The following is an 11,261-nucleotide window of genomic DNA, read 5'->3' on the forward strand; positions in this document are numbered from 1 at the left end:
TATGAAGAAAATTAATTCTTATAAAGCACTTGTTGAGGAACAAAACCGTACATTACGTGCGATTGATACTATACAGGATAATATTAAGAAGAAGTTTTCTAAAACGGAAAACGCAGTGGCTCCTGTAGTTCGTATGATCGGAGGTGTTAGTAAGGTGTTAAATCCCTCTCGTCAGGGATTATTAAGTATGGGTGTAGGTACAGCCCTGGATTTTATTCTGAGAAAAAAATTATTGAAAAATGCTCCACCCATCCTGAGGATGAGTGGTGGAGTTATCGGAAAGTCATTAATAGCCGGTTGGTTATTGAAAAAACTGGTTGGTAAAAAGAAAAAAACTTAATTGTCAATATCCAGACTGGTAGCGGTATTGATCCAGTACATTCTGATTTCCCTGATCACTCTTACCAGGCTATCGAAACTTACAGGTTTTACCACATAGGTATTCGCCCCCAGTTCATAACAACGTTTAATTTCAAATTCGTTTTTTGTAGTAGTAAATACAATAACAGGAATTTTTTTCAGGTCAATATCCTGTTTCATTTCTTTTAATACTTCCCTGCCGTCTTTTTTCGGCATGTTTAAATCAAGAAGAATAAAAACCGGAACAGTTTCAGCCGGTTCTATTTTTATTTTCTCCAGATAGTTGGTTAATTCCAAACCATCTTTCACAAAAACCAATTCATCTGTGAAACCGTTTTCTTCAAAAGCGGTTTGCAACAGAAATCTGTCGTCTTCATCATCTTCTGCTATCAGGATATAATGTTGAGCCATATTGATCAAATAGTTAGTAGTAGATACAATTTAAATACAAACAGAGAATCATTCAGTTTACACTGAGTGAAATTCATGTTATGTCTTTAGAACGATAAAAGTAAACAAAAATGTTTTGTAATAGTAGATTTCGTACTTATGCGCTTCTTTTTAAGAGAAGTTTGTATAATTAGAGGTTGAGAGAGGATGATAGAGGATTAAAATGTTGCTCAAAAGCCAAACCACAGGCTTGGCTTTTGAGCAATCGTTAAACTTTTTTGGTTCCTCCGAAAATCAGAGAAATCAGAAATATTACAATAAAAATGTAAAATAATATTTTGGCAATACCAGCTGCACTCTGAGCTATACCGCCAAATCCGAAAATCGCCGCAACTATTGCTACGATTAAAAAGATAACACTCCATCTAAGCATGTGCAATAAGTTTAAAGTTAAAAATCATAGTAGGTTATACTCAAATACCTGAAAATAAGATGCCAAACATGATGCTTTGTGACAAAAAAAGTTTGGTGTGGATATTGTACAGTATTAAACACTCAATCCATGTAGAATAATAGCCATTTACGGTTATTGGGTATAAACCGAAACGATTTGAAGAGGCCCCTGGTTAAAGGATTGTTAACCCGATAAATCACCTCGCCTTCAACGTTAACTTTGTGACGTTATTTTTAGGAATTATACGGGTATTTCTGAAAATAGATAAGCAGAATATGTTTTAAATAAGAATAAATACTTATCTTAATAGGAGTTCAATTTATATTTACTTGAACTTTTGTAAGTGTTGGTTCCCTTAGAGATCAAAATGATTATCTAAAAAGATCTATTCTGTTGATCAGGGTCAATAAATTATAGCAAAAGTCGATTTTTTATAAAATTGACGATATGTTTACACAAACTTATGTTTAGTTTTTTATTTTGAGTTAAGTAGCTTTTGGATATCATTTAAGGAATTGATATTCAATATTACATCGGTTAAGGTAAGGAATAAAGAATTTTAATAATCATTACACTTATGATTCATCAAAACCTTACAACGAAACAACAAGTTAGAATTCTGCCCCAGCAAATCCAGCTATTAAACTTGTTTCATTTGAGTACGCTTGAATTAGAGCATCGTATTCAACAAGAGCTGGAGGAAAATCCTCTGTTGGAAGAGTTGAAGCCTGAAGATGCTGCCGTTCTGGATAAGAGCGAAGCCGTTCAGGAGTTTGCCGATTATGAGGAGTTTATGTATGATGATATTCCCGATTATAAAACGGAATATGCTAACTACTTCTCAGGTGAAGAAATTCCTGAGCGTCCTATCGTACAGTCATTTGATTTCCGTCAACAATTGAAAGCGCAGATTCATCTGGTATTGACATGTTCTAAAAAGTTAGAATATGCCAATTATGTGATCGATTCGCTTAGTGAAAACGGGATGCTGGAGATTCCGCTTTCTTCTCTTGCTGAAGATATGTCATTTAAGTTTAATACGTGGATGGAGGAAGAAGATATTCTTCCATTATTATATGCTATCCAGAATCTGGACCCGGCGGGTGTGGGTGCGCGTGATATTAAAGAGAGTCTGGTGTTGCAGTTAAAAAGACAGAATGTCAATCGCCCGGACGTACATGCCGCTTTGAAACTGGTGGAGTATCATTTTACCGATTTAAAAAATCGCCAGCTTGAAAAAATTAAAGATGGTTTAAACCTGGATGAAGATGAACTAAAAATTGTACTCGAATTAATTGCATCATTTCCGTTATATCCGATTTCTGTGCGTAGTGAAGACCCTCCGGGAAAGAATTATATCATTCCTGATTTTATTATTTCGGTAGATGGAGAAGATATTGAAGTGAGCCTGGCTAAACAACGCTCCACTTCTCTGTTCATTAACCAGAATTGGATGGATGCAGTAAAAAGCCAGTGTACCAAACAAGATAAAGCAACCGGCCAATATTTAAAAAGTAAATTGCAAAGCGCCGAATGGTTTGTTTCAGCAATTCAGCAAAGAGAAAGCACTATGCTGAAAGTAATGAGAACCATCGTAAAGTGGCAATATGATTATTTTAGAGAAGGAGACATTTTGTTATTGAAGCCGATGATTCTAAAAAATATTGCGCAGGAAGTAGGGGTGGATATTTCAACTGTTTCACGTATTACTTCCAACAAATATGCTTCTACTCCTTTCGGAAATATCTTGTTAAAAGATTTGTTTTCTGAAGGACTGGCCAATCAGGAAGGCGAAGTGATCAGTAATAAGATCGTTCAATCTGCATTGGAAGAAGCTATCGCCCAGGAAGATAAGGGCTCTCCTTTAACTGATCATCAATTGGCAGTAATTCTTGCTAAAAAAGGTTATAAAATAGCGAGAAGAACTGTTGCAAAATATAGAGAATTACTTAGAATACCGACTGCTCAGATGAGAGCGTTATGGGGCTAAACATGTGTGACGTTGACCCTCATAATTAAATAACCATATTGTATTAATAAAAATAATCAAATGGCTAAAATATTAGTGATTGATGACGATAGGGACATTTGTGTCCTGATGAACAAATTCTTGTCTAAACATGGCTACCATACACAGGAGTGTTTCAGTGGTAAAAAAGCCCTTGAAATGCTGGAAGAAAGTGATGACTTCAACCTGGTATTGTGTGATTATCGTTTGGATGGAATTGACGGTAATGAAATGCTTGAAAAAATTAAGCAGATACATCCGTCTTTACCGGTAATTATTATTACCGGCTATAACGATTTAAAGACTGCGGTTGAATTAATGAAGAAAGGAGCATTTGATTATGTTACCAAACCTTTACATCCTGAAGAGTTGCTTAAAACAATTCAACAGGCTATTCAATCGGCAGAACAGGAATCTGAATTTGTTCCTTCGCGCAATGAGCCGGCAGTAAATGCTACGCCGGTCGCCTCTGCTCAGCATACTTCCTCAAAAGAAAAACCTAAACATTCTTCTTTTACTGTAAGCGGTGAGTATATCTTTGGTACCAGTGCTGTTTTTCAACAGATTGTTGAACAGATTGCATTGGTTGCTCCAACCGATTATAGTGTTATCATCTATGGAGAAAGTGGTAGTGGTAAAGAAGCTATTGCGCAGGAAATTCATAAAAGAAGTAAAAGAAGCAATTATCCTTTTGTGGCGATTGATTGCGGTGCCCTGTCGAAAGAACTGGCGGGTAGCGAATTATTCGGGCATGAGAAGGGGGCTTTTACCGGTGCCATCGGCCAGAAAGCCGGTAGTTTTGAACTGGCAAACGGAGGAACAATCTTTCTCGATGAAATTGCTAACCTGAGTTATGATATCCAGGTTTCGTTGTTAAGAGTAATTCAGGAAAGAAAAATGAGACGTGTTGGCGGAATCAAAGACATTCCCCTGGATGTAAGAATTATTATCGCTTCTAACGAGCGTTTATGGGATGCTGCTCAAAAAGGAAAATTCAGAGAAGATCTTTTTCACCGTTTTAATGAATTTACCATCGAAGTACCCCCGTTACGCAACAGAAGAGAAGATATCATGGTTTTTGCAAAACACTTCCTTCAGAAAGCAAATGAAAGTTTAAATAAAAATATTGTCGGATTTTCTCCGAATGTAGAAGAAATACTTAAAAATTATGTATGGCATGGAAATCTACGCGAACTGAGAAATGTTGTTAAAAGAGCCGCATTGTTAGCAATGGGTGATGTTGTAGATACTAAATCTTTACCATACGAGGTATTAAATTACCAGGCACAAAATGAGGAGCCTGTATCCGAACCCGTTCACCATCCGGTAGTGGAGCATTTTGCGCCTATTATAGAACCTCCGAAATCTAATTCTTTAAGCTATAAAAGACCTTTCGAAAATAGTTTGAAAGAAGCTTCTATTGATCTGGAATATGAGATGATATTGAAAGCTTTGAAGGAAACCAATTTTAATAAAAGCAAAGCTGCCAAACTATTGAATATCGATCGTAAAACCTTGTATAATAAGATTAAATTGTACCAGGATTTAAATAACCGTTAGCAGGAAGGAAAAATACAATAGCTGAATTAGTTTATCATATATGAATATTGCTCCCAGACAGTTTCTTGAAAATGAATTATCACAAACTTCCCTCAGGGAGTTTAACAAAGGTGAAGGGTTTCCTTATAATACTTTGCCGATCTGGCTTGAATTAGAAGAGGTTTCTGAAACAGGCGTATGGTACTGGGATTATCAAAATAAAATACAATACTGGTCGGATGGTTTCTATCGTTTTTTGAACAGAGAAAAGCATCAGGGAGCCATCTCAATTTTCGAAGCTTTTAAAAATGTGTCAATACATCCTGATGATATTGACACATTTTGTGCTGCAAGAGCGTTTGTGATTACTGAAAAGAAATCAATCACTCATGAATACCGCATTATTGAAGAGGATGGGAATATCCGTTATGTAAAAGCCCGGATTTCTGTTCAGCTCGATGATCATTCTAACATTAAATTTATTGTAGGCATTGAAAGTGATACTACCAAAACGCAACAGGCGATTCAGGAGTTGAAAGAGTATAAAAAGAATGTAACAGCGAATGAAACATTTTTACGTATCGGTAACTGGGAACTTGACATTAAAACCCGGAAAATCAGTTTATCTGACAGCCTGAAGAAATTGCTTAAATATCCTGATGCAGAAAATTCAGAGAATATAGATTTTAATGAATGGATTGCAAAACACGTTACTGCTGCAGATAGCCATCTGCCGTTAACCATTGAAGAGCGGCTAAAGAAGTTTCAGGGAGTTATTATCGATAGTGTTGCCATTATTGATAGCGAAGGCAATGAAATTAATGTGCAGGTACTGTGTAAGTTGATGATGAATGACCGGGGTATGCCCGTTAAAGTCATTGGCACGATGAAAGATATTTCCGAATTAAAAGAGTCGGAAAGAAAACTGGAACTTAAAGTAGAAGAATTAAATCGCTCTAACAGAGAGTTGGAAGAGTTTGCTTATATTGCTTCGCACGATTTACAGGAACCGATCCGCAAGCTGATTACTTTCAGCGAAAGAATAGAATCGGCATTCGGTGATGAGATTCCTCCAAATGCAATGATTTACCTTGAAAAAATGAGTAAGGCTGCATTTAACATGCGCACGTTGATTGAAAATTTGTTAGAGTTTTCAAGGGTAACCCGGGTAAAAACTAATTTTCAAAAATGTAGTTTGAAACAACTCTTTGAAGATGTATTACAGGATCTGGAATTAAAAATAGAGGAAACGAATGCTGAAATTGTTTATTCCGATTTGCCGGCAGCAGATGTGGTGCCTCATCAACTCAAACAACTGTTTCATAATTTGTTGGGAAATGCATTGAAGTTCAGAAAAAAGGAGGTTCCTTTAAAAGTAGAAGTGTCGCATTATGAGTTAACAACTGAAGAACTGAAAGAGAAGAAACTGAATATAAAAGTTCCCCATTTTTGTATTGAAATCAAAGATAACGGAATCGGTTTTGAGCAAGAATATGAAGAAAAAGTATTTCAGGTATTTCAACGCTTAAACGGTAAGTCTGAATATCCGGGAACAGGCATCGGTTTATCTATTTGCAGAAAAGTAATGAGTTTCCATAAAGGATTAATATATGTAAAAAGCCAGTTGGGAACTGGTAGTACTTTCTATTTGATTTTCCCATATGAACAAGTTAAATTTTAGAGTATGATTTTTTCTCGAACTGCCCCGGTACGTGTGCTGATTATTGATGATGATGAAGATGACTTTTTTTTAACGGAAAGTTTAATCAACTCTATTGATAGTGGCAACTTCATCGTAGAATGGTCATTTAATTATAAAGATGCTTATGAGTCAATCATACAAAAAAAGTATGACCTTTATTTTATTGATTATTACCTGGGTGCAAAAACCGGACTGGATTTGTTACGGGAAGCGAAACTGGCCGGTTGTGATGAACCGATGATTTTATTAACCGGTAAAGGAAACCGAACGGTGGATATTGATGCTATGCGTTCAGGAGCGGCAGATTATCTGGTGAAAGCAGACTTGAATTTAGAATTGATTGAACGTTCTATCAGGTATTCATTAGAGAATGGACGCATAATGAAAACGCTTAAAATGAATGAGCTGAGATACCGTTCAATATTTGAAAATACAAAGGATGCTATTTTTCTTGCTAACAAAGATTTATACTTCAGCATATTTAATCAATCGACGAGCGCTATTTTAAAATGTGGTCCTGATGAATTAGTACATAAGAGTTTTTACGATTTGATTATTAAGGAGGAAGATAAAGTACGGCTAAAAGAAGCACTGACGGGTAATAATAGTATCAAAGATTTTGAAGTAATCATTCAAAACAAAGACGGGGAAGAAATCTATACGGTTTTCTCCTGTCATAAAATTGATGAAGTTTCGGATACAAATTATTATCAGGCAATTTTGCATGATATCAGTTTTATCAAGAAAGCAGAGAAAGCGCTTGTGTTAACTGAAAAATTAGCGGCCACTGACCGGTTGGCACGTACACTGGCACATGAAATCAGAAATCCTTTAACGAATATTCATTTGTCGCTGGATCATTTATCGCAAATGGGTGCTGATGAAGAAATTTCTACTTATTATGATATCATGAACAGAAGTGCCGGACGTATTGGTTCAATTATTTCTGAGTTGCTGGATACTGCATTGCCCACACAAATTGTATTTAAGAATAATATTTTGCAGGAAGTGATGGAGGAAAGTGTATTGGCTGCAAAGGATAGAATTCAGCTGAAGAAGTTAAAACTGATGATGGAGTTGCCGGAAGATAATATTCTCATTTCGGCAGATAAAGAAAAGTTGAAAATAGCATTTCTGAATATCATCATTAATGCGGTAGAAGCGATGGAAGAAGGTAATGGTATATTGCAACTCAAGGCGGTACCTTTGCCGAATCAAACGGTTGAGGTATATATTAAAGACAATGGAATGGGAATTCCGCAGGAATATCTTGCCCGTTTGTTTGAGCCGTATTTTACAGCTAAAAAAAGTGGATTGGGTTTAGGCTTAGCCGCTACATTGAATATATTGCAGGGCCATAAAGCATCTATTGATGTGAAATCTGTTCTGCAAGAAGGAACGGTGTTTTGTATAACACTCCACACCTGCGAATCATTTGAAAATTAATTATTCCAGATCTGTTTAGATCTCACATATTTTAAAGAGCAATGATGCGCTTCGCATCATTGCTCTTTTCTTTATGATAAAGGTCTTATTACTTCTCTTTCTATTTCTTTCTGTTCTACCAATACTGCTGTTTTTTTCGGAATAATCTTTTTACCTCTTTCCATTGTATAACACTTTGTGAAAGCTGCTCCGAAGTATAAAATAATAGAAGAGTAGTACACCCAGGTTAACAGAATAACAATAGAGGAAGCTGCTCCATATGTGTTGTTAAAAGAAGAATTTTTAATATAAAGTCCGATAGCGAATTTGCCGATAAGGAAAAGAATTGCTGTGAATATAGCTCCCATCATTACTTCTTTCCAGCCCACTTTTGCATCAGGCAGTATTTTGAAAATAATGATAAAGAGAATAGAGATAATGATAAACGGAATTAATAAATTCAATGCAGATGCAAAAAATAGAGTAGTGTCGGGAAAATAATTCATCAATCTATCGTAAACAACATCTAATAATGTAGATAAAATAAGCGAAACGAGTAAAATGAACCCAATAGAGATAATCAGTGAGAAAGATAAAAGTCTGTTGAAAATAAACTTTAACCAGCCTTTCTGTGGTTTTGCTTTCACACTCCAGATAGTGTTGATTGAGTCCTGAATTTCTGTAAACACTCCACTTGCACCAAATAAGAGAATAATAATTCCTAATGTTAAACCGGTTCCGGTCATTCTGGTATTTTCAATATTCTGAATGATATTCTGTACCTGTATAGCAGCATTCTCTCCGATAATTTCAAATAATTCTTCATAAACTTCCCCTCTAACGGCTTCACGACCATAGAAAATTCCGGCCAGAGAAATAATGATAATTAACAGAGGTCCCAGTGAGAATATTGTATAATACGACAAAGAAGCGCATAGTTTCATGCCCTTGGTGTCCATAAATAATATAGCTGCTTCTTTAACTGATCTGAAGAATGTTTTAACTTTCATACGCATATTATTTTGTACTAAAACTTCTATACCAGGCAAAAAGAAAGGCTGGTAGAAACCAGCCTCGAAAAGTCCAATGTGTGCCTTATGAAAAACAAAGTTTACTTAAATGTTGCTTCTAATGCAGCAATTTTATCGTAATGTGTTCTTAATTTTGTTAGTGTGTTAGTGATATAATCTCTAACATCCGGATCGGTAGTTGAATTCAGTTTAGATTCCAGATCCTGAATATCATCTTTGTGATCTTTTGCTAATTTTGAAATGAAATCTTTATCGAATTTATCCGCTTTCACTTCATTCCATTTTTTGCTTTCTTCCAAGGCATCTTCAGTAGGGGAAGTTGGAATACTCACTCCTTTTGCTGTTGCAACTTGTTTAAGTTGAGCCAGGTTAGCCTCATGATCTGTTACAATTGCATTGGCAATTTCTTTTACCTGTGCATTATTACTTCTGGATACAGCAACTTTAGCAGCTTCGATGTCTTTATAGTTTTCATTAGTTTCATCTACTAAGAATTGTGCCGTTTTTTCAGCTTCCTGGTCATTAAACTTAGCATCATTCTTATCTTCTGCTATTTCCTGAGTATCCTTATCTTCACGATTGGCGTTGTTACCACAGCTAACCATTAAACTTCCTGCTAATACTAATGTCAAAAAATTATAAGTTACTCTTTTCATAGATAAGTTTTTTAGTTTCACTATATACCTACAAAAATGCGTACCAAAAATGAAAGATGATGTTTGAGCTTCTTTTTCTGTTAATAGAAATAAATGACTATTAATTTGTTATTTACTGAAAATCAGTTCTTTGTTTCTTTATTGTCAAAATCGGCATAAATTTTTCATTTGCAATTCATTAACAATTACTGCTCGGAGGCGTAAAAAAATTGTTTAATTTCAGATAGCTGATTTATTTACTCTCTTGTAATTATGTGGTTGCATTGCGGATGTATGTCAACTATCTTCATTGTATGTTGCTTATGGTTCGATATTTATAGTGTATATATTTTATCATCACCCAACTTTTAAGACATGATTAAAAATATTTATGTCTCAATAGAGGATCAATCTTTTCAAATTGAAGTATCAGAAATGGAACACCCGGTTCAATCGATGTTTCATGTTGCATTTGATTATGGGTATGAAAATATTTTCTATAAATCAGTTGATCATGGTGACTGGATTGAGCAGGATATCGGGCAAACTTCTATTGCTACCTGCATCGGAAATATTATTGAACAACATTATCAATTAGAAGACTGGGAAAAACCACTGACCTATGTGGAAGCCGATTCTAATTACGGTCTTCTCAATTTTTATTATTACAAGTTTAAGTCTTCAGGGTTTTCATTATATGAGATATATGCCTTGAATAAACGTTATATGTTTAGCATCGTTTCTTTACAGAATAAAGCATGGGAGTTACATAAGATGCCTGGTTCTTATTGGAATTATCCCGAATATTTTGTAGAAATCATACCCGAAATTATTGTCAGAGAAAATCTTTAATTCTTTATGGTTGATTTATTTCACATATTATAATATAATATGTGCATAAGCTTCTTCTTTTTTACTCACATCTTGTATCTTATCAATTTTAATTTTTGTTTGCATCTTATTTATTTACTGCAAAAAACTGATTTGTTAATTGCATGTAAACAGTACGTTTAAACGATAAATTTTAATGCTTATGAATTGCTTTAAGTATATGCCGAAACTGTTTGTTTTTTAATTGTTTAAGCACGTTCTTAAATAATTATGTAATGATTTTTAGTATTTGATTTCCATGAGGAATAAGCTCTACATGCATGTTTTTAATAAATGGGCAAAGACTTTGCATTATTACAGAAAAATGCCTTCATATGATTTCTAATACTGATTTTGATTTCGTCAATAGTTGTATTGGGAAGTTTGAAACTGCAACTTTTTTCAATGACGATTATTCAACTTGCAAGGTTCCCAATTTATTATGCAAGGTGAAGCTATTGGAACGTAACGGTAATCTGATAGCGGTTATTCCCTATGTTCCCATCAACGATGAAGATGTGAATACTTTTATGCATGGTACCATTCAGTTTTATAAAAAGAATTCGCTATTTTACATTAGTTTGAGTGGCATCGGCAGGGTAATGAAAAAAGAAAACTATCCCCATTACTTTGAGCATTTAGCGAGCAAACTTAAATCTCCTCTTTTAGGACGTGAAATTCTGCTCACCTTTACCATTAATGAAATTAACTACGTTGAGGTAAAGTCTAAACCAATCACTTTGATGGAAAAGTTTGTGAAACTGGTATTTAAAGTGTTTAATCAAAATCCGCCTCACTATAGAACTAAAAATATACACTCTGTTCATTACAATTGGGGATAAACCTT

Annotated in this window: 11 protein-coding genes; 7 read left to right on the forward strand and 4 right to left on the reverse strand. The window is 34.9% G+C overall.

The features are described from left to right. Window position 1 precedes the first annotated feature (1 nt). On the forward strand, window positions 2–340 hold the full coding sequence (locus D9O48_RS14915) for a hypothetical protein (protein WP_126973782.1): 339 nt from the start codon (window positions 2–4) through the stop codon (window positions 338–340). Here the strand turns inward: D9O48_RS14915 and D9O48_RS14920 are convergent. Then, window positions 337–771: a response regulator gene (locus D9O48_RS14920; RefSeq protein ID WP_126973783.1), complete on the reverse strand. Its 435-nt coding sequence runs from the start codon at window positions 769–771 to the stop codon at window positions 337–339. The two genes, D9O48_RS14915 and D9O48_RS14920, sit on opposite strands and share 4 nt — an antisense overlap. 247 nt (window positions 772–1,018) lie before the next feature. Next, a complete protein-coding gene (locus D9O48_RS14925; protein WP_126973784.1) occupies window positions 1,019–1,183 on the reverse strand; it encodes a DUF1328 domain-containing protein in 165 nt (54 codons plus the stop codon). A gap of 598 nt (window positions 1,184–1,781) precedes the next feature. Between D9O48_RS14925 and rpoN the strand changes: the two genes are divergently transcribed. The 4 genes from rpoN to D9O48_RS14945 are packed head-to-tail and all read left to right on the forward strand — an operon-like array spanning window position 1,782 to window position 7,899. Then, window positions 1,782–3,194: an RNA polymerase factor sigma-54 gene (gene rpoN / locus D9O48_RS14930; RefSeq protein ID WP_126973785.1), complete on the forward strand. Its 1,413-nt coding sequence runs from the start codon at window positions 1,782–1,784 to the stop codon at window positions 3,192–3,194. Window positions 3,195–3,254: 60 nt separating this feature from the next. Beyond that, complete coding sequence (locus D9O48_RS14935) at window positions 3,255–4,772, forward strand: sigma-54-dependent transcriptional regulator (RefSeq protein WP_126973786.1); 1,518 nt, start codon at window positions 3,255–3,257, stop codon at window positions 4,770–4,772. A 40-nt stretch (window positions 4,773–4,812) separates the two neighbouring features. Continuing rightward, the gene (locus D9O48_RS14940; protein WP_126973787.1) at window positions 4,813–6,432 is read left to right on the forward strand and encodes a sensor histidine kinase; all 1,620 of its coding nucleotides are present in this window, start codon (window positions 4,813–4,815) and stop codon (window positions 6,430–6,432) included. A gap of 3 nt (window positions 6,433–6,435) precedes the next feature. Then, the gene (locus D9O48_RS14945) at window positions 6,436–7,899 is read left to right on the forward strand and encodes a hybrid sensor histidine kinase/response regulator (RefSeq protein WP_126973788.1); all 1,464 of its coding nucleotides are present in this window, start codon (window positions 6,436–6,438) and stop codon (window positions 7,897–7,899) included. 71 nt (window positions 7,900–7,970) lie between these two features. Here D9O48_RS14945 and D9O48_RS14950 read toward each other — a convergent pair whose 3' ends face one another. Next, window positions 7,971–8,888 carry a YihY/virulence factor BrkB family protein gene (locus D9O48_RS14950; protein WP_126973789.1) on the reverse strand — a complete coding sequence of 306 codons (918 nt, stop codon included), beginning with the start codon at window positions 8,886–8,888 and terminating at the stop codon, window positions 7,971–7,973. Window positions 8,889–8,989: 101 nt separating this feature from the next. Further along, window positions 8,990–9,565 carry a DUF4142 domain-containing protein gene (locus tag D9O48_RS14955; RefSeq protein WP_126973790.1) on the reverse strand — a complete coding sequence of 192 codons (576 nt, stop codon included), beginning with the start codon at window positions 9,563–9,565 and terminating at the stop codon, window positions 8,990–8,992. Window positions 9,566–9,919: 354 nt separating this feature from the next. On the opposite strand from D9O48_RS14955, the gene D9O48_RS14960 reads away from it, so the two are divergent. Together D9O48_RS14960 and D9O48_RS14965 are read left to right on the forward strand one after the other, a co-directional pair. Then, the gene (locus D9O48_RS14960; RefSeq protein WP_126973791.1) at window positions 9,920–10,396 is read left to right on the forward strand and encodes a hypothetical protein; all 477 of its coding nucleotides are present in this window, start codon (window positions 9,920–9,922) and stop codon (window positions 10,394–10,396) included. A gap of 353 nt (window positions 10,397–10,749) precedes the next feature. Then, entirely contained in the window at window positions 10,750–11,256 is a 507-nt protein-coding gene (locus D9O48_RS14965) for a hypothetical protein (protein WP_126973792.1), read from the forward strand. Window positions 11,257–11,261 lie beyond the last annotated feature (5 nt).

The sequence above is a fragment of the Gynurincola endophyticus genome (genome assembly GCF_003991195.1).
Taxonomy (GTDB): domain Bacteria; phylum Bacteroidota; class Bacteroidia; order Chitinophagales; family Chitinophagaceae; genus Gynurincola; species Gynurincola endophyticus.

What these genes read in the sequence shown, in the direction of transcription:
- D9O48_RS14940 (WP_126973787.1), top strand. Translation starts at nt 4,813, where the DNA reads ATGAATATTGCTCCCAGACAGTTTCTTGAAAATGAATTATCACAAACT.
- rpoN (WP_126973785.1), top strand. Translation starts at nt 1,782, where the DNA reads ATGATTCATCAAAACCTTACAACGAAACAACAAGTTAGAATTCTGCCC.
- D9O48_RS14945 (WP_126973788.1), top strand. Translation starts at nt 6,436, where the DNA reads ATGATTTTTTCTCGAACTGCCCCGGTACGTGTGCTGATTATTGATGAT.
- D9O48_RS14915 (WP_126973782.1), top strand. Translation starts at nt 2, where the DNA reads ATGAAGAAAATTAATTCTTATAAAGCACTTGTTGAGGAACAAAACCGT.
- D9O48_RS14955 (WP_126973790.1), bottom strand. Translation starts at nt 9,565, where the DNA reads ATGAAAAGAGTAACTTATAATTTTTTGACATTAGTATTAGCAGGAAGT.
- D9O48_RS14920 (WP_126973783.1), bottom strand. Translation starts at nt 771, where the DNA reads ATGGCTCAACATTATATCCTGATAGCAGAAGATGATGAAGACGACAGA.
- D9O48_RS14960 (WP_126973791.1), top strand. Translation starts at nt 9,920, where the DNA reads ATGATTAAAAATATTTATGTCTCAATAGAGGATCAATCTTTTCAAATT.
- D9O48_RS14950 (WP_126973789.1), bottom strand. Translation starts at nt 8,888, where the DNA reads ATGAAAGTTAAAACATTCTTCAGATCAGTTAAAGAAGCAGCTATATTA.
- D9O48_RS14925 (WP_126973784.1), bottom strand. Translation starts at nt 1,183, where the DNA reads ATGCTTAGATGGAGTGTTATCTTTTTAATCGTAGCAATAGTTGCGGCG.
- D9O48_RS14935 (WP_126973786.1), top strand. Translation starts at nt 3,255, where the DNA reads ATGGCTAAAATATTAGTGATTGATGACGATAGGGACATTTGTGTCCTG.
- D9O48_RS14965 (WP_126973792.1), top strand. Translation starts at nt 10,750, where the DNA reads ATGATTTCTAATACTGATTTTGATTTCGTCAATAGTTGTATTGGGAAG.